Source organism: Azospira sp. I09 (assembly GCF_009177135.1).
GTDB lineage: Bacteria > Pseudomonadota > Gammaproteobacteria > Burkholderiales > Rhodocyclaceae > Azospira > Azospira oryzae.
In genome coordinates, this window is record NZ_AP021844.1 from 1,691,454 (window position 1) to 1,713,637 (window position 22,184).

Here is a 22,184-nt window from a genome sequence, read left to right on the forward strand (position 1 = left end):
CATGAGCGACATCCTGATTAAGGACGTGCAGAAGGTCTTCAAGACCCCCGGCGGCGACGTCACCGCCCTCAAGGACATCAACCTCACCGTCAAGCAGGGCGAATTCGTCTGCCTGCTGGGCCCTTCCGGCTGCGGCAAATCCACCCTGCTCAATGCCGTGGCCGGCTTCCAGCCGCCCTCGGCCGGCGAGATCGTCATCGAGGGCAAGAAGATCCTCACCCCGGGCCCGGACCGGGGCATGGTGTTCCAGGAATACGCCCTCTTCCCCTGGATGACCGTGGCCCAGAACATCGCCTTCGGCCTGCAGATCCAGAAGAAGGAGAAGGCCGAGATCGACCTGACGGTGGACCAGCTGTTGGACCTGCTGCACCTGAAGGACTTCCGCGACCGCTTCCCCAAGGACCTCTCCGGCGGCATGCGCCAGCGGGTGGCCATCGCCCGGGTGCTGGCCCTGGATTCGCCCATCATGCTCATGGACGAGCCCTTCGGCGCCCTCGACGCCCTCACCCGGCGCAACCTGCAGGACGAACTGCTGCGCATCTGGGAGAAGCTGAACAAGACCATCCTCTTCGTCACCCACTCCATCGAGGAGTCCATCTACCTGGCGGACCGCATCGTGGTCATGACCTACCGCCCCGGCACCATCAAGCGGGACCAGTACGTCACCATGCCCCGGCCCCGGGACCCCTCCAGCCACGAGTTCAACGAGTTGAAGCGGGAGCTGGGCCGCCTGGTGATGGAGGAGCAGCAGCGCCACGCTGCCGACGAGCTGAAGCTGGCGGCGATGGACTAGGCACCGCCGCGGGGGGCGGCGCTGCCGTCCCCCGCTTTTTTTCCCCGCTTTTCCCGTCTCCCTTCCTTTGCGTCTGGCCGCCGCCGGGTCCGGGCATTAGCATAGGCGGCTGCCTCCCAACCCTGACCGCGCCCCCACCCACCGTGTCCCTGCCGCCCCTGCCCGCCCCCGCCACCTCCAGCCGCCGCCGGCTGCTGCTGGGCACCGCCCTGCTCGCCGCCTGCCTGGTCTTCGGCTGGCTCGCCTACCAGGTGGCCCTGACCATCTTCCTCGATGGCGAACGGCAGAACGCCGCCCGCCACCTGGAGTTCTACGCCCTTTCCCTGGAAGCCACCCTGGCCCGCTACGAGGCCCTGCCCGGCCTGCTGGCCCTGGAACACAAGCTGCACGAACTGCTGGCCCAGCCCGCCGGCAGCGCCCAGGCCAAGGCCGCCAACGCCTATCTGAAGACCGCCCAGAGCGGCGCCGAGATCAGCGCCGCCTACCTCATTGACCGCCGCGGCCACACCCTGGCCGCCAGCAACTGGGACAAGGCGGGCAGCTTCGTCGGCCACAACTACGCCTTCCGTCCCTATTTCCGGGAAGCCATCAAGGGCAGCCTGGGCCGTTTCTACGGCGTCGGCGCCACCACCGGCGAACCGGGCTACTTCCTCGCCGCCCCGGTGCGGGACGGCAGCCACGGCCCCATCGAGGGCGTGGTCACCATCAAGGTGAACCTGGCCCCCTTCGAATCCGCCCTGGCCAGGAGCGGCGACACCGTGCTGCTGGCCGACGACGAGGGCGTCATCTTCCTCGCCCCCAAGGCCGAGTGGCGCTACCGCACCCTGGCCCCCCTCTCCCCCCTGGCCCGGGAACGGCTGGCGGCCAGCCGCAAGTACGGCGACAGTCCCCTGGAACCCCTCATCAGCGACCGGGCCCTGGAAGACGGCAGCGTGCGCCTGGCGGTGACCGACCGGCGCCCCCGGGACCTGCTCATGGAGAGCCAGGCGGTGGGCCACCAGGGCTGGCGCGTGGTGCTCCTCACCGACCCGGCGGAGGCCCGCCGCAGCGCCCTCGGCGCCGGTTTCACCGCCGCCTTCGCCCTGGCCTTCGTGCTGGCCCTGGCGGCCCACCAGAACCTGCGCCGCAAGCGCCGGGCCGAACTGCACCAGGCCCATGCCGCCCTGGAGGCGGCCATCGCCGAACGCACCGCCGACCTGACCCGCAAGGTGGAAGCCCTCAAGCAGGCCGAGGCGATCCTGCACCAGACCCGGGACACGGCGGTGCAGGCCGGCAAGCTGGCGGTGCTGGGCCAGATGTCCGCCGGCATGAGCCACGAACTGAACCAGCCCCTGGCCGCCCTGCAGACCTTCTCCGACAACGCCGTGGCCCTCATGGACCTGGGCCGCCTGGAGGAAGTGCGGGAGAACCTGGCCATGATCCGCCAGCTCACCGCCCGCCTGGGGCGCATCGTCACCCAGCTCAAGTCCTTCTCGCGCAAGGGCCCGGCGGAAAAGAGCCCGGTCCCCGTGGCCCGGGCCGTGGACAACGCCCTGCTGATCCTGGAACCGCGGCGGCGGGAGCTGCAGGCCGCCATCCAGGTGGCTCCCATCGCCCCGGAACTGGCGGTGCTGGCCGACACCACCCGCCTGGAGCAGGTGCTGGTGAACCTGCTGCGCAACGGCCTCGACGCCATGCAGGAGCGGCCGGCACCGCGCCTGCACCTGCAGGCCGAACGGCGGGGCTCCCAGGTGCGCATCGCCATCCGCGACGAGGGCCCGGGCCTGCCGCCGGAGGTCCTGGCCCACCTGTTCGAACCCTTCTACACCACCAAGCCCGTGGGCGAAGGCCTGGGCCTGGGTCTGGCCATTTCCCTGGCCATCGTCGAAGGCTTCGGCGGCCGCCTGGAGGGCCGCAACCGGCCGGAAGGCGGCGCCGAATTCGCTATCATCCTGGAAGCCGCCAGCGGCACCCAGCCAAACCCCACCCCCGCCTGACCCGCCCCGGAACCACGCCATGCCCCACCTGACCCTGGAATACAGCAGCAACCTCTCCCTGGACCCGGCCGCCAGCCTCGCCGCCCTCAACCGCTGCCTGGCCGACTCCGGCCTCTTCGAGGAAGCCGACATCAAGAGCCGGGCCCTGGCCCTGGAGATATTCTGCGTCGGCACCGCCGCCACGCCCCGGGCCTTCGCCCATGCCAAGCTGAGCCTCATGCCGGGGCGCAGCATGGACACCAGGAAGCAGCTGGCCGACAGCCTGCTGGCCGCCCTCTCGCCCCTGGTGCAGGCGGCACCGGGCACCGAGCTGCAGCTGTGCGTGGAGCTGTTCGAGATCGACCGGGCCAGCTATGCCAAGGAGAGCAGCCGTGTCTGAGGCCGCCGCCCTGCCGGTCTTTCTCGTCGAGGACGATCCGGCCGTGCGCATGGGCAGCGCCCAGGCCCTGACCCTGGCCGGCCTGGAGGTGCGCAGCTTTGCCGATGCCGAGGGGGCCCTGGCGGCCCTGGCCGCCGAACTGCCCGGGGCCGTGGTCAGCGACGTGCGCCTGCCGGGCAGGGACGGCATCGCCCTGCTGGGGGAGTTGCGCCAGCTGGACCGGGAGCTGCCGGTGATTCTGGTCACCGGCCACGGCGACGTGGCCATGGCGGTGCAGGCCATGCGCGACGGCGCCCACGACTTCATCGAAAAGCCCTTCACTTCCGAACATCTGGTGCGGGTCACCCGCCAGGCCCTGGAGAAGCGGGCCCTGCTGCTGGAAAACCGGCGCCTCAAGGAAGCCCTGCCGACCCAGGACGGCCTGCCGGTGATCGGCCAGACCCCGGCCATGCAGGAGGTGCGCCGTCTGGTGGCGGCCCTGGCCCCCACCGATGTGGACATCCTCATCAACGGCGAGACCGGCAGCGGCAAGGAAGTGGTGGCCCGGGCCATCCACAGCGCCTCCGGCCGGCGCGGCCCCTTCGTCGCCATCAACTGCGCCGCCCTGCCCGAGAGCGTCTTCGAGAGCGAGATGTTCGGCCACGAGGCGGGAGCCTTCACCGGCGCCGGCAAGCGGCGCATCGGCAAGATCGAATACGCCCACGGCGGCACCCTGTTCCTCGACGAAATCGAGTCCATGCCCCTCAATCTCCAGGTCAAGCTGCTGCGGGCCCTGCAGGAGCGCAGCATCGAGCGCCTCGGCGGCAATGCCCCGGTGGCGGTGGATTGCCGGGTGGTGGCCGCCTCCAAGGCCGACCTCAAGGCCCTGGCCGAGGCCGGCCAGTTCCGCGCCGACCTCTACTACCGGCTCAACGTGGTCAGCATCGACCTGCCGCCCCTGCGCCAGCGCCAGGAAGACATTCCCCTGCTCATGGGCCACTTCCTGCAGCAGGCGGCCAAGCGCTTCGGCCGGGAAGTGCCGGCCTGGGGCCCGGCCGAACTGGCCCGCTGGCAGGCCCAGCCCTGGCCGGGCAACGTGCGGGAGCTGAAGAACGCGGCGGAGCGCTTCTGCCTGGGCCTGGACCAGCCCCAGGCGGCATCCCCGGCGGGCAGCGCCCCGGGGGCCGAGCTGCCCCTGGCCCGGCGCCTGGAGCTGGCGGAACAGGGCTTCATCGAGGCCGCCCTGGCGGCCTGCCACGGCAATGTGGCCCTGGCGGCCGAGCGCCTGCAGCTGCCGAAGAAGACCCTCTACGACAAGCTGGCCCGCCTGCAGATCGCCGCCGACACCTTCCGCCGCTGAAGCCGCCGTCGAGCCCCTTGCCGGGCCCGGTCCGATGCCGTCAAAATGGGCGGCACAAGAAGCGGCCCCCAGGGCCACAAACCGGGAGGCTCCCGTGCCTGCGCGATTCGACAACGGCATCACCGGCACCATCCTGCTGGCGGACGATTCCGCCCTGGACCGCCATCTGTTCACCCAGCTGCTGCAGCGCTACGGCCACACGGTGCACGCCGTGGCCGACGGGGCCCAGGCCCTGGCCGCCCTCGACGGCCTGCAGCCGGACCTGGTGCTGCTGGACATCCGCATGCCCGACATGAGCGGGCTGGAGTTGTGCGCCAAGCTCAAGGCCGACCCGGCCACCCGGGACATTCCGGTGATTTTCATCAGCGCTGCCAGCGCCGTGGAGGATCGCATCCAGGCCTTTTCCAGCGGCGGCGTGGACTACATCGGCAAGCCCATCAAGAGCGAGGAAGTGCAGGCCCGGGTCACCACCCACCTGACCCTGCGGGCCCTGCGCCGCACCCTGGAACTGCGGGTGCAGGAGCGCACGGCGGAACTGGAAGTGGCCAACCGGCACCTCAGCGAGGAGATCACCGAACGCCGCCGCATGGCCCAGGAACTGCTCGAATCCCGGCAGCAGCTGCGGGACCTGGCCGCCCACGGCGAAGCCGCCATGGAGCAGGAGCGCAAGCGCATCGCCCGGGAGATCCACGACGAGCAGGGCTCCATGCTGACCGCCCTGAAAATGGACCTGACACTGCTGCGTCGGGAGCTGGGCGACGCCCCGCCGGCCATCGGCCAGCGCCTGGACACCATGCAGCACCTGGTGGAGGAGGCGGTGCGGGTGATGCGCCAGGTGGCCTCCCAGCTGCGTCCGGCGGTGCTCAACCTGGGCATCCTGCCGGCCCTGGAATGGCTCACCGAAGAATTCCGCCAGCGCACCGGCATCGCCTGCCACCTGCTGGCCGGGGACGACATTCCCCTGGACGACAGCCGGGCCACCACCCTCTTCCGCATCGTCCAGGAATCCCTCACCAACGTCACCCGCCATGCCGAGGCCAGCCAGGTGGACATCGGCCTGAGCCTGGAGGCGGAGCACATCCGCCTGGAGATCGCCGACAACGGCAAGGGCTTCGACCCCAGCCAGGTGGGCGGCAACTCCTTCGGCCTGCTGGGCATGGGCGAGCGCCTGGAGGCCCTGGGCGGCAAGCTGCGCATCGTCAGTGCCCCGGGCCGGGGCACCCGCCTGCACATCACCATTCCCCTGGCGGAGGAACTGCCATGATCCGCATCCTGCTGGCCGACGACCACAGCATCGTACGCAGCGGCCTCAAGCAGCTCCTGGCCACGGAAGCCGACCTGGAGGTGGCCGGCGAGGCCAGCCAGGGCAGCGAGGTCCTGACCCGGCTGCGCCAGGGCGGCATCGACCTGCTGCTGATGGACATGTCCATGCCCGGCATCAGCGGCCTGGACCTGATCCGCCGCGCCCATACGGAAGCGCCGGAGGTCCCCGTCGTCGTCCTCAGCATGCACAACGAGAGCCAGCTGGTGTCCCGGGCCCTGCGCGCCGGCGCCAGCGGCTACGTGACCAAGGACAGCGACCCGGCCATTCTCCTGGCGGCCATCCGCAAGGTGGCCAGGGGCGGCCGCTTCATCGACCCGGCCCTGGTGGACGCCATGGTCTTCGGCGCCCCGGAAGAGGCGCCGCCCCACGAGGCCCTCTCCGACCGGGAATTCGAGGTGCTGCAGCTGCTCAGCCAGGGCCTGGCCCTGGCCGCCGTGGGCGAACGGCTGCACGTCAGCGCCAAGACCGTCAGCACCCACAAGACCCGGCTCATGCAGAAACTCGGCATCGACAACAATGCCGAACTGGTGCGCTACGCCCTGCGCCACGGCCTGGGCCGGCCCTAGGCCCCGCCTCCGCCCTGTCGTTGCGCTGCCCGTTTCACGCCCTCCTCCCCGCCTCCTTCCCGCTTCCCCCTCCCATCCCCGACATGGCCGGCCCGCTGACGCGGGCACTCCCCTTGTAGGGTTTACCTGACCCCCGAATCAGGCTTGCCCTAAATCACATTCCGCCGTTGCCGACGGCGGCGCTTTGGCGTCTGGCGTGAAATACACCCATCGCAGCACGCCACGGACAAGCGCCATGAAAATCCTCATCGTCGAAGACTCGAAGCTGGTCAGCGAACGGCTGCGCCTGGCATTCGCCGACCTGCCCCGGGTGGAAACGGTGGTCACCGATCGCATCGACATCGGCCTGCGCCATTTCCGCCTGTTCCGCCCCGAACTGCTGATCCTGGACATCGAGGTGGCCGACGGCAGCGGCATGTCCCTGCTGGGCAAGGTGAAGCTGGAAGCGCCGGCCACCATCGTCGCCATCTTCACCAACCATCCCGGCTTCCGCCGCCGCTGCGCCGCGGCCGGCGCCGATTTCTTCTTCGACAAGTCCTCCGACTTCGAACCCCTGGCCAGTACGGTGCGCCACCTGGCGGAGGCCCGCCAATGAGCGCCCCCACCACCTGGACCCCGCTCGGCCTGGGACTGGCCGGCGCCGCCTGGTCCCTGGGCCAGGGCGGCAGCACGGCCGGCGGCATCGGCGGCGCCCTGCTGCTGGCGCTCGCCGGGGCTGCTGGCGCCTGGTACGGCCGGCAGCACAGCCGCCTGCTGCAGGAACGGCTGGCCGCAGCCCTGGCGGCCGGCGCCCGGAGCGAGGCGGAGGAACGCCAGCGCCAGGCGGGACTGACCGCCCAGGTGCACAGCATCGAGGGCCACATCCTGCCCATCTGGCGCAAGCAGCTGACCCTGGTCGGCGAGCAGACGGAAACGGCCATCGCCGCCCTCTCCTCCCGCTTCGCCGGCATCGTGGACGGCCTGGAAGCCAGCGCCCGGGCCTCCGACGCCTCGGTGGGCGGCAACCTGCTGCAGACCCTGGAGCACAGCCGCCGGGAACTGGATGCCCTGCTGGCCACCCTGGCCGGGCTGCTGGCCAACAAGCGCCGCATGCTGGAAGAGATCGGCCGCCTCGCCGCCTTCACCGACGAACTGGATGCCATGGCCCAGGGGGTCGGCCGCATCGCCGGCCAGACCAACCTGCTGGCCCTCAACGCCGCCATCGAGGCGGCCCGGGCCGGGGACGCAGGGCGCGGCTTCGCCGTGGTCGCCGACGCGGTGCGAGAGCTTTCCAACGAATCGGCCGGCACCGGCCGGCGCATCGCCGACAAGGTGCAGCTGGTCAATGAGGCCATCCACGGCGCCCTGCAGGCGGCGGACCAGGGCGCCCTGGCCGACGAGCAGGCCCTAGGCCAGGCCCAGCAATCGGTGGCGGGAATCCTCGAAGGTTTCCAGCGCGTCACCGGCGACCTGGCGGACACCGCCAACACCCTGCGCCGGCAGCACCAGGGCATCCAGCAGGAAGTGGCCGAATCCCTGGTCTCCCTCCAGTTCCAGGATCGCATCGGCCAGATGCTGGGCCACGTCCGCCAGGACATGGAAAGGCTGGAGCGGCACCTGGCCACCGGGCCGGAACACCTGGACGCCCAGGATTGGCTGGACAACCTGGCCAGCACCTACACCACGGCCGAGCAGCACGCCGTGCATGGCGGCAAGAGCAGCCAGGCACCGGCCGACTCCGACATCACCTTCTTTTAGGACCGCCCCCATGGCAAAGACAATTCTCATCGTCGACGACTCCGCCTCCCTGCGCCAGGTCGTCAGCATTGCCCTCAAGGGGGCCGGCTACGAAACCCTGGAAGCCTGCGACGGCCAGGACGGCCTGAACAAGCTCAAGGGCCAGAAGGTGCACCTCATCATCAGCGACGTGAACATGCCGGTGATGGACGGCATCACCTTCGTCACCGAGCTGAAGAAGCTGCCGGAGCACCGCTTCACCCCGGTCATCATGCTCACCACCGAAGCCGGCGACAGCATGAAGCAGCGGGGCCAGGCGGCGGGCGCCAAGGCCTGGGTGGTGAAGCCCTTCCAGCCGGCCCAGATGCTCACCGCCGTGACCAAGCTGGTCATGCCCTGAGGAGCGCGCCATGGAGATGAAGACCCATTCCGCCGACGGCGTCATGCACCTTGCCCTGCAGGGCGAATTCACTATCTACGACGCCGGCATCAAGGACGAGCTGCTGGCCCTGTGCGCCGGCCCCCGGGTGGAGATCGACCTGAGCCAGGTCAATGAGATCGACAGCGTCGGCGTCCAGCTCCTGCTGTTGGTCCTGCGCCAGGCCCAGATGCAGCAGCGCAGCCTGCGCCTGGTGGCCCTGCACCCGGCCGTCAACACTATGTTCGAGCTGTACGACCTGCACCAGACCTTCGGTCTCGACAACAACGGGGAGCTGCCGTCGTGAGTACCGATGACGTCCTGCAAACCTTTGTCGCCGAAGCCCGGGAACTGCTGCTGGGCATGGAGGATTCCCTGCTGGCCCTGGAACGGGACCCGCGGGACGGGGAGGCCATCTCCGCCACCTTCCGCGCCATCCACACCATCAAGGGCTCGGCCGGGCTGTTCAGCCTGGACCAGCTGGTGGCCTTCGCCCACGTGGCGGAAACCCTGCTCGACCTGGTGCGGGACGGCCGCGTCGCGGTGGACGGGGACCTCATCGCCCTGCTCCTGGAGTGCAGCGACTACCTGGGCTTCCTCATCAACCAGATTGCCGGCGACGAGGTAGCCGACGCCGCCGCCCAGGAAGCCCGCAGGCCCGCCCTGCTGGCCCGTCTCCAGGCATGCATCGCCAGTAGCGGCGCCCCTTCTGCCTCCCAGGCCGAGAGCCCCCGGCAGGCCCCGCCGAGCGCAGCGCCGGCCGCCGGCGAGGTGGCGGACCCGGTGCATAACGATGCCTGGCACATCTCCCTGCGCTTCGGCCCCGAAGTCCTGAAGAACGGCATGGACCCGGCCTCCTTCCTGCGCTATCTAGGCACCCTGGGGGAAATCGCTCACATCACCACCCTGTGGCAGCAGATGCCGGCGCCGGAAGCCATGGACGCGGAAAGCTGCTACCTGGGCTTCGAGCTGGATTTCCGCAGCGAGGCCAGCCGGGAAGCCATCGACAGCACCTTCGACTTCGTCCGGGACGATTGCCGCATCACCCTCCTGCCGCCCCGCAGTTCCATCGACGACTACCTCAAGCTCATCGCCGAGGCGCCGGAAGGGCTGGAGCGCCTGGGCGAGATCCTGGTGGCCAGCGGCGCCCTCAGCCAGGCCGAGCTGGAACGGGCCCTGGAGAGGCAGCGCCAGGCGGCCCCGCCGGCCCTGGGAGAGATGCTGATCCAGGAAGACGGCATTCCCGCCCCCGTGGTCCAGGCCGCCCTGGAAAAGCAGGCGAAAGGCCGGGAGAACCGCTCCGCCGCCACCCGCTTCATCCGCGTCGATGCGGAAAAGCTGGAGGACCTGATCAACCAGGTGGGGGAACTGGTCATCGCCGGCGCCTCCGCCACCCTGCTCTCCCAGCGCAACGGCGATACCGCCCTGATCGAAGCCATGGCCCAGGTGGGCCGCCACGTGGAAGAGATCCGGGACCGGGCCCTGTCCCTGCGCATGGTGGAGATCGGCGAATCCTTCAACCGCTTCCCCCGGGTGGTACGGGACGTTTCCCGGGAACTGGGCAAGGACATCGAGCTGGTCATCACCGGCGCCGAGACCGAGCTGGACAAGACCGTGGTGGAGAAGATCGGCGACCCCCTCATGCATCTGGTGCGCAACTCCATGGACCACGGCATCGAATCCATCGAAGAGCGCCTGGCCCGGGGCAAGCCGGCCCAGGGCCGCCTCAGCCTCCACGCCTACCACGAGTCCGGCAGCATCGTCATCGAGGTGGCCGACGACGGCGGCGGCCTGAAGCGGGACAAGATCCTGGCCAAGGCCATGGACCGGGGCCTGGTGGCGCCGGGCCAGGCCCTCACCGACCGGGACGTCTTCAACCTCATTTTCGAGCCCGGCTTTTCCACCGCCGAGCAGGTCACCAACCTCTCCGGCCGCGGCGTCGGCATGGACGTGGTCCGCCGCAACATCAGCGCCCTGCGCGGCAGCATCGACATCGAGAGCCAGGAGGGCGTGGGCACCACCATGCGCATCCGCCTGCCCCTGACCCTAGCCATCATCGACGGCTTCCTCATCCAGGTGGCGGACAGCGCCTTCGTCCTGCCCCTGGACCTGGTGCAGGAATGCATGGAACTGCCCGACGGGGAGCGCCTGCAGAGCCGGGGACAGAGCAGCCACTACCTGGACCTGCGCGGCGAGGCCCTGCCCTGCCTGCGCCTGCGCAACCTGCTCAACCTGGAAGGGGAAAGCAGCCAGCGGGAGAACGTGGTCATCGTGCAGTACGGCAACCGCCGGGCCGGCCTGGTGGTGGACCGCCTGCTGGGCGAGTTCCAGACCGTGATCAAGCCCCTCGGCCAGATCTTCCGCCACCTGCGCGGCTTCTCCGGTTCCACCATCCTCGGCACCGGCGAGGTGGCCCTCATTCTCGACGTACCCACCCTGGTGCACGACGCCAGCGGCCGGGAAGCCCGCTTGTTGGGCGAAAGCAACGCCGGCCAAGCCATCGGCAGCAAACAGCCTGCCTAGATTCAGCCCCCACGACGCCACATCCACAGACCGATTTCTTCGCCCGAAGGAGCATGCAATGACCCTCAAACAACGCCTCATCCTGCTGATCAGCAGCGCCGCCCTCGGCCTGATCGTCCTCGCCGGACTCTCGGCCTACCAGATCGAGCGGGTGTTCACCATCACCAACTACTCCAACGTCAATTCCTTGCCCTCGGTGCAGGTGCTGCAGGAAGCCTACGTACCCCTGGCCAATGTCCGGGCCCTGATGTGGCAGCACATCACCCAGGAAGATAAGGGCCGCATGGCTGAGGTCGAAGCCCGTATCAGCACCAACATGGGCAACCTCGAAGAGGCGCTGAAGCGCTACGAGGGCTTCATTTCAGACGAGAAGGACCGGCAGATGCTGCGCGACGACCGGGAGGCTCTGGAGGCCTATCGTCAGGTGCGCGAGCATGCGCTGACCCTCTCCCGGGAAAACCGCCTGGCCCAGGCCCGGGACTACCTCCTGGCCAACCAGGCCGCCATCACCCGCATCAACGACGCCTTCGTCGCCCACCTGCAATACAACCTTGACCTGGGCACCCAATCGGCCAAGGAGGCCGAGAAGGTTAGCGGCTCCGCCGAACTGCAATCCGCCGTACTCAGCGTGCTGAGTCTGGTCCTGGTGTTGGGCCTGGGCATTGTCATCATGCGCTCCGTCTCCCGCCAGCTCGGTGCCGACCCCGCCGTGGTGGCCGCCTGCGTCAATCGGGTGGCCCAGGGCGACTTCTCCCAGGAAATCGCTCTGGACGGCGTGGAAAAGGATGCGCTGCTGGCCAACGTGGCCCGCATGCAGGACACCATCCGCACGCTGATCAATGACATGAACCACATGAGCCGCGAACACGAGCTGGGCGACATCGACGTGGTTGTTCCCGCCGACAAGTACCAGGGTGGCTTCCGCGTCGTGGCCGATGGGGTCAACGGCATGGTGGCAGGACACATCGCCGTGAAGAAGAAGGCCATGGCCTGCGTCGCCGAGTTCGGCAAGGGCAACTTCGAGGCTCCCATGGAAAAACTGCCGGGCAAGAAGGCCTTCATCAACGACACCATCGAGCAGGTGCGCACCAACCTCAAGGCCCTCATTGAGGACACCTCCACCCTGGCTACCGCCGCCCTCCAGGGCCGCCTGGAAACCCGCGCCAATGCTGAACGCCATACCGGCGACTTCCGCCGCATCGTGGTCGGCATCAACGACACCCTGGATGCCATCGTCACCCCGCTCAACGAAGCCATGCGGGTACTGCAGTCGGTGGAGCAGGGCGACCTGACCCAGAGCATCAATGGCAACTACCACGGCAAGCTGCAAGACCTGAAGGACTGCGTCAATAGCATGGTGGGCCGCCTCAGCACCGTGGTCGCCGAAGTGCGCACCGCTGCCGACGCCCTCAGCAACGCCAGCGAGCAGATCTCCGGCACCTCCCAGGCCCTCTCTTCCGCCGCTTCCCAGCAGTCCTCCAGCGTCGAGGAGACCAGCGCCTCCATGGAACAGATGAGCAGCTCCATCAACCAGAATACGGAGAACGCCAGCGTCACCGACGGCATCGCCAGCAAGGCCTCCACCCAGGCGGTGGACGGCGGCAAGGCCGTCACCGACACCGTGGCCGCCATGAAGTCCATCGCCGCCAAGATCGGCATCATCGACGACATCGCCTACCAGACCAACCTGCTGGCCCTCAACGCCGCCATCGAGGCGGCCCGGGCCGGGGACCACGGCAAGGGCTTCGCCGTGGTCGCCGCCGAAGTGCGCAAGCTGGCCGAACGCAGCCAGGTGGCGGCCCAGGAAATCGGCCAGGTGGCGGGCAACAGCGTCTCCCTGGCGGAACACGCCGGCAAGCTGCTGGACGAGATCGTCCCCTCCATCAAGAAGACCTCCGACCTGGTGCAGGAAATCACCGCGGCCTCCAAGGAACAGGCCCTGGGCGTCGGCCAGATCAACAGTGCCATGTCCCAGCTGACCCAGACCACCCAGCAGAATGCGGCTTCCTCCGAGGAACTGGCGGCGACAGCCGAGGAAATGACCGGCCAGGCCGAGCAGTTGCAGCAGCTGATGGGCTTCTTCAACACCGGCCACGGCACCACCCAGCGCAACGTGCAGGTACGTGGCACCAAGAAGTCCGGCCAGGCACCGCGCCAGGCATCCCGGCAGGAAAGCTGGGAAAGCGCTTCTGCCGAAGTGGAAGCTGGCGGCGACTTCGTCCAGTTCTAAGGAGAATGGCCATGAACGCACCAGTCACCGCCGCTCCCGAGAGGGAGTCGGAAGCCCGCACCCAGTGCCTCACCTTCCAGCTGGGCAATGAGCTGTTCGCCGTGGGCATCCTCAACGTCCGGGAAATCATCGAGTACGGCCACCTGACGGTGGTGCCGATGATGCCCGACTCGGTCCGCGGCGTGATCAACCTCCGCGGCGCCGTGGTTCCGGTGATCGACCTGCGCCGCCGCTTCGGCCACGCACCGACCGTGGTCGGACGGCGCACCTGCATCGTCATCGTCGAGACCCCCACCGCCGAGGAAACCCAGGTGGTGGGCATCATGGTGGATGCGGTGAACGAGGTCCTGGACATCCCGGACACCCAGATCGAACCGCCGCCGGCCTTCGGCACCCACCTGCGCACCGATTTCATCCGGGGCATGGCCAAGATGGACAAGGGTTTCATCCTGGTCCTGGATCTCAACCACGTGCTGGCCGAGGACGATTTTCACGCGCTGGTCCAGGACAGCGAATGCGCCGCGGCCTGAGCAGGGAGGAACTCCATGGAACCGGACCACAACTCCGCCGGGGATTCGCAGCAGCAACAGGTGCTGGCCGCCTTCGCCCGCTGGAGCCGCACCTACGAACTGATCCTGCACTCGGCCAGTGAAGGCATCTTCAGCCTGGATACCAACGGCTGCATCACCTTCGCCAACCCGGCAGCCTCGCGTCTGCTGGGCTGGCCGGTGGAGGACATGCTGACCCGGCCGGTGGCCGCCGTGCTCTATGGCGACAAGCCCAATCCCCTGGCGGGGGAGGCGGAGTTCCAGCACCGCCGCCAGGTGTTCCTGCAGCGGGACGGTTCCAGCATCGTCGTCGAGTGCAACCAGGCCCTGATCCTGGAGGAGGACCAGACGGTCGGCGCCGTCCTCATGTTCAACGACATCAGCGAGCGGGAACGGGCCGAACGGGCCCTGCAGGACACCCTGTCCTCCCTGGAACAGACCAATCGCCGCCTGACCCAGACCCACGACCAGCTGCTCCATGCCGAAAAGCTGGCCGCCATCGGCCAGCTCGCCGCCGGCGTGGCCCACGAGATCAACACGCCCCTCGGCTACATCCAGAGCAACCTGGGCGCCATGGCCCGGCACCTGGAGGACCTGCTGACCCTGGTGGACGCCTACGAGAGCGCCGCCGCCGGCCAGCAACCGCCCGGCCGGGAGCGCATCGACCTGGACTTCCTGCGCCAGGACGCCCCCCAGGTGCTGGCCGAAACCCGCCAGGGCATTTCCCGGGTGAGCACGGTGGTACGCCATCTCCTGGAGTTCTCCAGCACCTGCGCCAGCGGCGAATGGCGCCAGGCCGACCTGGAAGCCATCTGTCGCACGGCGGCGGAACGGGCCTGCCAGAAGCGCCACAACTTCCGCCTGGAACAGCGCTACGACGCCCTGCCGCCGCTGCACTGCCTGCCGGAACGGCTGCAGCAGGCCCTGGAAAACCTCATCGACAATGCCCTGCTGGCCATCCCGGCCGAAGGCATGGTGCGCCTGCACGGCAGCTGCCCCGACGGCCGCCAGATCTGCCTGACGGTGGAGGACAACGGCTGCGGCATCGCGCCGCAGCATCTGGAAAGCATCTTCAATCCCTTCTTCACCACCCGGCCGGTAGGTTCCGGCGAAGGCATGGGACTCTCCGTCGCCGACACCGTCGCCCGTCTCCACGGCGGCAACATCGAGGTGGAAAGCAGCCCGGGCCTGGGCAGCCGCTTCACCCTATGCCTGCCACTTCAAAACAACATTCCTCAGGCAAAGGCAGCCGAATGATCAACCCAGGCCGTTGGTGCAACTTGAATGCAAGCCAATCGCCTCGTAATCAGTGGGGATGAGAGCAAGCCAACGCCAAAACATACCAAAGTCATATTGCAATAATCCGGCGACAGACTATTGTTTTCCAACTGCCGTCTGCCCGCTTCTCAACCGCTCAGACGGCGGGTCACCGGACTTCCCTGGATTGCCTTCATCATGGCCCCCCAGCCTCCGGCCTGTGCAAGATCACCAAGGAGGCAAACATGAGCAAGACCAACTACATCATCAGGAACAATCCCAACAACGGCCCGCTGGAAGCATTCACCATCGGCCCCAATGCCGAACTCTGGCATTCGTGGCAGTCGCCCACCGGCCCCGGCGGCTGGAGCGGATGGTCCAGCCTGGGCCGCCCAGCCGGCATCTTCATCAGCCAGCTGGAGGTGATCGGCAACGCTAGGGACAGCGGCCCCTTGGAAGCCTTCGCTGCAGGCTCCGACGGGGCCCTCTGGCATATCTGGCAGGGCGGCGGCCAGAAGGACAACTGGAGCAACTGGGAATCCCTCGGCTCCCCCAGTCCCAAAGCCCTGATCACCTCGGTGGAAGTGGTGGAAAATGCCGGCAAGGGCACCCTGGAAGCCTTTTCCATCGCCACCGATGGCGCCCTCTGGCACAACTGGCAATCTCCCAACGGCCCGGGCGGGTGGAATGGCTGGTCGTCCCTGGGACAACCGCCGGGCGGCATTGCCATCGGCCAACTGCTGGTGGCCGAGAACGCCGGCACCAGCGGTCCCCTGGAAGCCTTCGCCCTGGGTTCGGACCGGGCCCTGTGGCACATCTGGCAGGGTGGCGGCCAGAAGGACAACTGGAGCAACTGGGAATCCCTCGGCGTGCCCTGACCTGGACGGGCACCGTTCCCACACCGGCGTGCCGGTTGCAATGAAAAAGCCCGGAATCCGTAACGGATTCCGGGCTTTTTCATTGCAAGAGACTGGACGGCTCTTAGAAGGGAATGTCGTCGTCCATGTCGTCGAAAGACGGGGCCTTCTTCTTCGGCGCAGAGGCAGCGGGAGCGGAGGAACGGGGGCTGAAATCGCCGCCACCGAAGTCGTCGCCGCCGCCGTAGGAGGCACCGCTGCCGCCACCTTGGCCGCCCTGGCCGCCACGGCCGCCGAGCATCTGCATTTCGGTGGCTTCGATTTCGGTGGTGTAGCGTTCCTGGCCGTCCTTGTCCTGCCACTTGCGGGTACGGATGCGGCCTTCGATATAGACGGAAGAACCCTTCTTCAGGTACTGGCCGACGATCTCGGCCAGCTTGCGGAAGAACACCACCCGGTGCCATTCGGTGGCTTCACGCTTCTCGCCGGAATTGCGGTCCTTCCAGGTTTCGGTGGTAGCCAGGCGGACAGTGGCCACAGCGTCACCGTTGGGCATGTAACGGGTTTCCGGATCGGCCCCCAGATTGCCCAAAAGAATCACTTTATTGACTGCAGCCATCGATGTTTCCCCAATAGTAAAAATGTTGAATTCAGGCCGGGCGCTGCTGGGCGCGGACCGGCGGCTTCATGGTCAGCCCCAGGGCCAGCCAGACGAGACTCAGGATTCCGGTACACCACCACACCGCATCGCCCCCCAGACGTTGCGCCAGCATACCGCCGACGGCGCCGCCAAGGAACAACCCGAGAGACTGGGTCGTATTATAAATGCCAAGTGCCGCTCCCTTGGCTTCCGCCGGTGCGATACGGGAAATCAGGGAAGGCTGGGTCGCTTCCAGGATATTGAAGGCGACGAAAAAGGCGGTCAACAGCAGGGCCAGGGGCCACAGGCCCTGGCCGAAGAGGCCGAAACCGACCTGCACCAGGAGCAACAGGACCACGGCGCCGTTAAAGACCATTTTCATGCGGCCGTACTTCTCCGCCGCGATCACTGCCGGCACCATGAAGGCGAAGGAAACCAGCACGGCAGGCAGATACACCTTCCAGTGCTCGGCCAGGGGCAGGTCGCCGGTCTTGACCAGGGCGGCGGGGATCAGCACCCACATGGCGGTCTGGGTCAGGTGCAGGACGAAAACGCCGAAGTTGAGACGCAGCAGCTGGGGATGGAACAGCACGTCGGCAAAGCGGGTGCGGCCGCCATCCACCAGCACCTTGGGCGCCGGCGGCACCACCTTGTACAGGGCGACGATGGCCAGCAGAGCCAGCCCCCCGGTGAGAGCGAAGATGCCGGCCATGCCGATGGCGGCGTAGAGCAGGGGGGCCGCCACCAGGGAGAGGGCGAAGACCAGGCCGATGGAGGAGCCGATCATGGCCATCACCTTGGTGCGGTGCTGCTCCCGGGTGAGGTCGGCGGCCAGGGCGGTGACGGCGGCGGAAATGGCGCCGGCTCCCTGCAGCACCCGGCCGGCGATGATCATGGGCAGGTCGTCGGCGGCGGCCGCGATGAAGCTGCCCAGGGCGAACAGCAGCAGACCGAAGACGATCACCGGCTTGCGCCCGAAACGGTCCGAGGCGATGCCGTAGGGAATCTGGAACAGGGCCTGGGTGGCCCCGTAGATGCCGATGGCCAGGCCCACCAGCAGGCCATTGTCGCCACTGGGCAGGGTGTGGGCGTAGACGGCGAAGACCGGCAGGATGAGGAACAGGCCCAGCATGCGCAGGGCAAAGATGGAGGCCAGGCTGGCGCCGGCGCGGCGTTCCTCGGGGGTCATGGCATCGCCGGCGGGAGCGGCAGCGGTCAGGGGCTTGGCGGACACAGGGAGCAGGTAGGGATGGGGGGAAGAAGCAGGGGCGAATCTTAGCAGGTTTGCCCGGCGCCACGAAAAGCGCCGCAGCCCCACGGAGCCGCCGCCGGCCCATTCGTTCGGATTTCCGAACGCCATACCCGGCCCTTGTCCGGAAAGCCGAACGACACCCCCAAAACGACGGTCAAAATCCCATAAAAAAACAAGCAACTAAAAACCAGACTCGGCCCCCTCCCGATGGCACGGCCCGTGCTGAAGAACAGGGACCGCCGCCGAGCGGGCACATCAGAACAGAGGAGACACCATGAACCAGCCACACCGCGTCGAACACGACCTGCTGGGCGACCGCAAGGTCCCGGCCGAGGCCTATTACGGCGTCCATACCCTGCGGGCGGTGGAGAACTTCCCCATCACCGGCACCCCCATCTCCATCTACCCGGACCTGATCCGGGCCCTGGCCCAGATCAAGCTCGCCGCCGCCAAGGCCAACCAGCAGCTGGGTCTGCTGGACGCTCCTCTGGCCCAGGCCATCGTCGCCGCCTGCCAGGAGGTGATCGCCGGCAAGCTGCACGACGAGTTCGTGGTGGACGTCATCCAGGGCGGCGCCGGCACCTCCACCAACATGAACGCCAACGAGGTCATCGCCAACCGGGCCCTGGAAATCATGGGCCACGCCAAGGGCGAGTACCAGCACCTGCACCCCAACCAGCACGTGAACATGAGCCAGTCCACCAACGATGTGTACCCGTCGGCGCTGAAGCTGGCCACCTACGTCGGCATCTTCCGCCTGGTGGACGCCCTGGCCTACCTGCGCCGCACCTTCGAGCGCAAGGCCGAGGAATTCAAGGACGTGCTGAAGATGGGCCGCACCCAGCTGCAGGACGCGGTGCCCATGACCCTGGGCCAGGAATTCTCCACCTACGCCGTGATGCTGGGCGAGGACGAGGAGCGGCTGAAGGAAGCCGCCCTCCTGATCCGGGAAATCAACCTGGGGGCCACCGCCATCGGCACCGGCATCAATGCCCACCCGGACTACGCTCCCCTGGTCTGCCGCCTGCTGGCCGAGACCAGCGGCGTGCCGGTCATCACCGCCCCCAACCTGGTGGAAGCGACCCAGGACTGCGGCTCCTTCGTGCAGCTTTCCGGCGTCCTGAAGCGGGTGGCGGTGAAGCTGTCCAAGACCTGCAACGACCTGCGCCTGCTCTCCTCCGGTCCCCGCGCCGGCTTCGGCGAGATCAACCTGCCGCCGCGCCAGGCCGGCTCCTCCATCATGCCGGGCAAGGTCAATCCGGTGATCCCGGAAGTGGTGAACCAGATCGCCTTCGAGGTCATCGGCAACGACCAGACCGTCACCTTCGCCGCCGAGGCGGGCCAGCTCCAGCTCAACGCCTTCGAGCCCATCATCGCCCACAGCCTGTTCAAGAGCGTCAATCACCTGCGTCAGGGCTGCCTGACCCTGGCCGACCGCTGCGTGGACGGCATCACCGCCAACCGGGATGCCCTGCGGGCCCGGGTGGAGAACTCCATCGGCATCGTCACCGCGCTGAACCCGTACATCGGCTACGCCGCCGCCACCTCGGTGGCTGCCGAAGCCCTGGAATCGGGCAAGGGCGTGGCCGAGATCGTGCTGGCCCGGGGCCTCATGAGCCGGGCCGAGCTGGACGACGTGCTGCGCCCCGAAGTGCTGACCCAACCCCGCGCCCTGCCCCACCGCCAGGGCTGAAACCGTTTGCGCCGGCAGCCCGCTGCCGGCCCCGTTTTTTTTCTGATTTTTACTGATCTTGACCGCCGCCCCCGCGGCAACGGAGCCCTTCGATGAAAATGAACAAGCTCACCACCTGGATCGTCCTGGCCATGCTGGCCGGGGTCGGCGTCGGCTATGCCTGCAACACCATGGCCCCCGACGCCGCCAGCGCCAAGGAAATTGCCGGCTATTTCAGCATCCTCACCGACATTTTCCTGCGCCTGATCAAGATGATCATCGCCCCCCTCATCTTCGCCACCCTGGTGGCGGGCCTGGCCAACATGGGCGACGCCAAGGCTGTCGGCCGCGTCGGCGGCCGCGCCCTGGGCTGGTTCATCTGCGCCTCCTTCTGTTCCCTCTTCATCGGCCTGCTCTTCGCCAATGTGCTGCAGCCGGGCCACGCCTTGAGCGTGCCCCTGCCCGAGTCCGCCGCCGGCCTCAACCTGAAAACCTCGGCCCTCAACCTGAAGGACTTCATCACCCACGTCTTCCCCAAGAGCATCATGGAAGCCATGGCCGGCAATGAAGTGCTGCAGATCCTGGTCTTCGCCGTGTTCTTCGGCCTGGCCCTGGGCCACCTGCACAACCAGGCCGCCCGCTCCCTGGTGAACACCATGGACGAAGTGGTGCACGTGATGCTGAAGGTCACCGACTACGTCATGCGCTTCGCTCCCTTCGGCGTCTTCGGCGCCGTGGCCGGTGCCATCACCACCAACGGCCTGGGCATGCTGCTGGTGTTCGGCAAGTTCATGGCCAGCTTCTACATCGCCCTGGCCGCCCTGTGGGCCCTGCTGATCCTGGCCGGGTTCATCGTCCTGGGCAAGGATGTGTTCCGTCTCATCAAGCTGGTGCGCGGCCCCCTGCTGGTGGGCTTCTCCACCGCCTCCAGCGAGTCCGTCTATCCCAAGCTGATGGAACAGCTGGAAAAGTTCGGCATCAAGACCCGCGTCACCGGTTTCGTCCTGCCCCTGGGTTATTCCTTCAACCTGGACGGCTCCATGATGTACACCACCTTCCTGGCCCTGTTCATCGCCCAGGCCTACGACATCCCCATGAGCCTGACCGCCCAGATCACCATGCTTCTGGTGCTGATGGTCTCCTCCAAGGGTATCGCCGGTGTGCCGCGGGCCTCCCTGGTGGTGGTGGCCGCCGTGCTGCCCATGTTCAACCTGCCGGAAGCCGGCCTGCTGCTGGTGCTGGGCATCGACCACTTCCTCGACATGGGCCGCACCGTCACCAACGTGCTGGGCAATTCCATCGCCACCGCCGTGGTGGCCAAGTGGGAAGGGGCCATCGACCCGGTGAGCGAGGAGCTGGCCGAGGCCGAGGAATCCCTGCCGGTGCCGGAAGACGATTCCCTGGTCACCGCCAAGGCCGCTGCCTGATCCGTCCGGCCGGAGCCCACATGTTCGCCCTGTTCCTGAAGAGCCTGCTGGGGGCCCTGGCCGTCCTGCTCATTGCCCTGCTGTCCCGCAGCAAGAGCTTTTTCATCGCCGGCCTGGTGCCCCTGTTCCCCACCTTCTCCCTCATTGCCCACGCCATCGTCGGCAGTGAGCGGGGCGGGGCGGCCCTGCGCACCACGGCCATTTTCGGCCTGTGGTCCCTGCTGCCCTATGGGGTCTATCTGCTGGTGGTGGCCTGGCTCAGCCTGCGCTGCAGCCTGAGTCTGACCCTCGCCAGCGCCACCGCGGCCTGGCTGGGTAGCGCCGGCCTGCTGCTCCTGGCCTGGAGCCGCCTGTTCCCGCAAGGGAACTGAAGCATGTCGCGGGAGGCGCCCGGAACTGACCGGGGGCCGCCCGCCAAACGTTGTTTTATCCCTCCGCTTTAGGCCCGGCATACAATGCCGGGCACTTTTTTCCTTTATCGCCATGGATATCAACTGGTTCCTCCTCGCTCCCGCAGCCTTTTTCGCCGGCATGGTCGATGCCGTGGTGGGCGGCGGCGGACTGATCCAGATTCCCGTACTGCTTTCCCAGTTTTCCCAGACGGCCATCCCCACCCTCTTCGGCACCAACAAGGTGTCGTCCATCGCCGGCACCGGCGCCTCCCTCTGGCGCTACGCCCGGGCCGTCCCCATTCCCTGGGCCGTGGTCCTGCCGGCCACCCTGGCCGCCCTGGTGGGCGCCTGGCTCGGCGCCGCCGTGGTCGCCTGGCTGCCCCGGGAGGCCATGCGCCCCCTGGTGCTGGTGCTGATGCTGGCGGTGGCCATCTACACCTTCCGCCGCAAGGACTTCGGCCATAGCGCCAGCCGCGAGCTGGTGCCCGCCGACCGCTGGCGCGGCGCCCTCCTGGGCCTGACCATCGGCTTCTACGACGGCTTTTTCGGCCCCGGCACCGGCAGTTTCCTCATCTTCGGTTTCGTCCGCCTGTTCGGCATGGACTTCCTCAAGGCCTCGGCCAGCGCCAAGGTCATCAACGCCGCCACCAACCTTTCCGCTATCGCCTTCTTCGCCAGCCACGGCCCCATCCTGTGGACCGTGGGCCTGATCATGGCCGCCTGCAACCTGGCCGGGGCCCAGGTCGGCACCCTGCTGGCCCTCAAGCGGGGCGCCGGCTTCGTGCGCCAGGCCTTCCTCGTCGTGGTGGCCGTGCTCATCGTCAAGCTGGCCTGGGACATGTTCGCTCCGGCCGCCTGAGCCCCCGCAAAGGGCC

At 67.8% G+C, this 22,184-nt stretch carries 20 protein-coding genes and 1 pseudogene; 19 read left to right on the forward strand and 2 right to left on the reverse strand.

From position 1 onward, the window contains the following. Position 1 precedes the first annotated feature (1 nt). From AZSP09_RS07790 to AZSP09_RS07860, 15 genes and pseudogenes are all read left to right on the forward strand, one after another. Positions 2–793 (forward strand): ABC transporter ATP-binding protein, encoded by a 792-nt coding sequence (locus AZSP09_RS07790; RefSeq protein WP_152089679.1) that lies wholly within the window; start codon positions 2–4, stop codon positions 791–793. A gap of 143 nt (positions 794–936) precedes the next feature. After that, on the forward strand, positions 937–2,769 hold the full coding sequence (locus AZSP09_RS20585; RefSeq protein ID WP_152089680.1) for a sensor histidine kinase: 1,833 nt from the start codon (positions 937–939) through the stop codon (positions 2,767–2,769). Positions 2,770–2,788: 19 nt separating this feature from the next. Beyond that, positions 2,789–3,148 (forward strand): 5-carboxymethyl-2-hydroxymuconate Delta-isomerase, encoded by a 360-nt coding sequence (locus AZSP09_RS07800; protein WP_152089681.1) that lies wholly within the window; start codon positions 2,789–2,791, stop codon positions 3,146–3,148. Then, positions 3,141–4,487 (forward strand): sigma-54-dependent transcriptional regulator, encoded by a 1,347-nt coding sequence (locus tag AZSP09_RS07805; RefSeq protein ID WP_269473828.1) that lies wholly within the window; start codon positions 3,141–3,143, stop codon positions 4,485–4,487. Before AZSP09_RS07800 ends, AZSP09_RS07805 begins: the two co-directional genes overlap by 8 nt. Positions 4,488–4,581: 94 nt before the next feature. Next, complete coding sequence (locus tag AZSP09_RS07810) at positions 4,582–5,751, forward strand: ATP-binding response regulator (protein WP_172974720.1); 1,170 nt, start codon at positions 4,582–4,584, stop codon at positions 5,749–5,751. After that, positions 5,748–6,377 carry a response regulator gene (locus AZSP09_RS07815; protein WP_014238477.1) on the forward strand — a complete coding sequence of 210 codons (630 nt, stop codon included), beginning with the start codon at positions 5,748–5,750 and terminating at the stop codon, positions 6,375–6,377. Before AZSP09_RS07810 ends, AZSP09_RS07815 begins: the two co-directional genes overlap by 4 nt. A 235-nt stretch (positions 6,378–6,612) precedes the next feature. Beyond that, a complete protein-coding gene (locus tag AZSP09_RS07820; protein ID WP_130459035.1) occupies positions 6,613–6,972 on the forward strand; it encodes a response regulator in 360 nt (119 codons plus the stop codon). Between the two features lie 557 nt (positions 6,973–7,529). Continuing rightward, positions 7,530–7,829, forward strand: a pseudogene (locus tag AZSP09_RS20730) (methyl-accepting chemotaxis protein); the annotation flags it as partial. A gap of 295 nt (positions 7,830–8,124) precedes the next feature. After that, the gene (locus AZSP09_RS07830; protein ID WP_014238480.1) at positions 8,125–8,493 is read left to right on the forward strand and encodes a response regulator; all 369 of its coding nucleotides are present in this window, start codon (positions 8,125–8,127) and stop codon (positions 8,491–8,493) included. A gap of 10 nt (positions 8,494–8,503) precedes the next feature. Further along, positions 8,504–8,818, forward strand: a complete 315-nt coding sequence (locus AZSP09_RS07835; RefSeq protein ID WP_014238481.1) for an STAS domain-containing protein — start codon at positions 8,504–8,506, stop codon at positions 8,816–8,818. Continuing rightward, the gene (locus AZSP09_RS07840) at positions 8,815–11,034 is read left to right on the forward strand and encodes a chemotaxis protein CheA (RefSeq protein WP_152089685.1); all 2,220 of its coding nucleotides are present in this window, start codon (positions 8,815–8,817) and stop codon (positions 11,032–11,034) included. Before AZSP09_RS07835 ends, AZSP09_RS07840 begins: the two co-directional genes overlap by 4 nt. A 58-nt stretch (positions 11,035–11,092) precedes the next feature. After that, on the forward strand, positions 11,093–13,264 hold the full coding sequence (locus AZSP09_RS07845) for a methyl-accepting chemotaxis protein (protein ID WP_152089686.1): 2,172 nt from the start codon (positions 11,093–11,095) through the stop codon (positions 13,262–13,264). Between the two features lie 11 nt (positions 13,265–13,275). Beyond that, the gene (locus AZSP09_RS07850) at positions 13,276–13,794 is read left to right on the forward strand and encodes a chemotaxis protein CheW (RefSeq protein WP_152089687.1); all 519 of its coding nucleotides are present in this window, start codon (positions 13,276–13,278) and stop codon (positions 13,792–13,794) included. Between the two features lie 15 nt (positions 13,795–13,809). Then, complete coding sequence (locus AZSP09_RS07855) at positions 13,810–15,069, forward strand: two-component system sensor histidine kinase NtrB (RefSeq protein WP_152089688.1); 1,260 nt, start codon at positions 13,810–13,812, stop codon at positions 15,067–15,069. 245 nt (positions 15,070–15,314) lie between these two features. Then, positions 15,315–15,947 (forward strand): hypothetical protein, encoded by a 633-nt coding sequence (locus AZSP09_RS07860; RefSeq protein ID WP_152089689.1) that lies wholly within the window; start codon positions 15,315–15,317, stop codon positions 15,945–15,947. A gap of 103 nt (positions 15,948–16,050) precedes the next feature. On the opposite strand, the gene ssb is transcribed toward AZSP09_RS07860, so the two are convergent. Together ssb and AZSP09_RS07870 are read right to left on the reverse strand one after the other, a co-directional pair. Continuing rightward, on the reverse strand, positions 16,051–16,545 hold the full coding sequence (ssb, locus tag AZSP09_RS07865; protein WP_014238487.1) for a single-stranded DNA-binding protein: 495 nt from the start codon (positions 16,543–16,545) through the stop codon (positions 16,051–16,053). A gap of 31 nt (positions 16,546–16,576) precedes the next feature. After that, the gene (locus tag AZSP09_RS07870; RefSeq protein ID WP_152090856.1) at positions 16,577–17,755 is read right to left on the reverse strand and encodes an MFS transporter; all 1,179 of its coding nucleotides are present in this window, start codon (positions 17,753–17,755) and stop codon (positions 16,577–16,579) included. A 337-nt stretch (positions 17,756–18,092) separates the two neighbouring features. On the opposite strand from AZSP09_RS07870, the gene aspA reads away from it, so the two are divergent. The 4 genes from aspA (at position 18,093) to AZSP09_RS07890 (ending at position 22,168) form a co-directional block, all read left to right on the forward strand. Next, positions 18,093–19,511, forward strand: coding sequence for an aspartate ammonia-lyase (gene aspA, locus AZSP09_RS07875; RefSeq protein WP_152089690.1), 1,419 nt, complete (start codon positions 18,093–18,095; stop codon positions 19,509–19,511). 92 nt (positions 19,512–19,603) lie between these two features. Continuing rightward, positions 19,604–20,917, forward strand: a complete 1,314-nt coding sequence (locus tag AZSP09_RS07880; protein ID WP_152089691.1) for a dicarboxylate/amino acid:cation symporter — start codon at positions 19,604–19,606, stop codon at positions 20,915–20,917. Positions 20,918–20,937: 20 nt separating this feature from the next. Then, a complete protein-coding gene (locus AZSP09_RS07885; RefSeq protein WP_152089692.1) occupies positions 20,938–21,288 on the forward strand; it encodes a GlpM family protein in 351 nt (116 codons plus the stop codon). Between the two features lie 112 nt (positions 21,289–21,400). Beyond that, the gene (locus AZSP09_RS07890; RefSeq protein ID WP_152089693.1) at positions 21,401–22,168 is read left to right on the forward strand and encodes a sulfite exporter TauE/SafE family protein; all 768 of its coding nucleotides are present in this window, start codon (positions 21,401–21,403) and stop codon (positions 22,166–22,168) included. Positions 22,169–22,184 lie beyond the last annotated feature (16 nt).

Coding starts and splice junctions, on each gene's coding strand:
- ssb (WP_014238487.1), bottom strand. CDS start 16,545: ATGGCTGCAGTCAATAAAGTGATTCTTTTGGGCAATCTGGGGGCCGAT.
- AZSP09_RS07890 (WP_152089693.1), top strand. CDS start 21,401: ATGGATATCAACTGGTTCCTCCTCGCTCCCGCAGCCTTTTTCGCCGGC.
- AZSP09_RS07830 (WP_014238480.1), top strand. CDS start 8,125: ATGGCAAAGACAATTCTCATCGTCGACGACTCCGCCTCCCTGCGCCAG.
- aspA (WP_152089690.1), top strand. CDS start 18,093: ATGAACCAGCCACACCGCGTCGAACACGACCTGCTGGGCGACCGCAAG.
- AZSP09_RS07870 (WP_152090856.1), bottom strand. CDS start 17,755: ATGACCCCCGAGGAACGCCGCGCCGGCGCCAGCCTGGCCTCCATCTTT.
- AZSP09_RS07855 (WP_152089688.1), top strand. CDS start 13,810: ATGGAACCGGACCACAACTCCGCCGGGGATTCGCAGCAGCAACAGGTG.
- AZSP09_RS07885 (WP_152089692.1), top strand. CDS start 20,938: ATGTTCGCCCTGTTCCTGAAGAGCCTGCTGGGGGCCCTGGCCGTCCTG.
- AZSP09_RS07790 (WP_152089679.1), top strand. CDS start 2: ATGAGCGACATCCTGATTAAGGACGTGCAGAAGGTCTTCAAGACCCCC.
- AZSP09_RS07845 (WP_152089686.1), top strand. CDS start 11,093: ATGACCCTCAAACAACGCCTCATCCTGCTGATCAGCAGCGCCGCCCTC.
- AZSP09_RS07835 (WP_014238481.1), top strand. CDS start 8,504: ATGGAGATGAAGACCCATTCCGCCGACGGCGTCATGCACCTTGCCCTG.
- AZSP09_RS07820 (WP_130459035.1), top strand. CDS start 6,613: ATGAAAATCCTCATCGTCGAAGACTCGAAGCTGGTCAGCGAACGGCTG.
- AZSP09_RS07880 (WP_152089691.1), top strand. CDS start 19,604: ATGAAAATGAACAAGCTCACCACCTGGATCGTCCTGGCCATGCTGGCC.
- AZSP09_RS07800 (WP_152089681.1), top strand. CDS start 2,789: ATGCCCCACCTGACCCTGGAATACAGCAGCAACCTCTCCCTGGACCCG.
- AZSP09_RS07850 (WP_152089687.1), top strand. CDS start 13,276: ATGAACGCACCAGTCACCGCCGCTCCCGAGAGGGAGTCGGAAGCCCGC.
- AZSP09_RS07860 (WP_152089689.1), top strand. CDS start 15,315: ATGAGCAAGACCAACTACATCATCAGGAACAATCCCAACAACGGCCCG.
- AZSP09_RS07815 (WP_014238477.1), top strand. CDS start 5,748: ATGATCCGCATCCTGCTGGCCGACGACCACAGCATCGTACGCAGCGGC.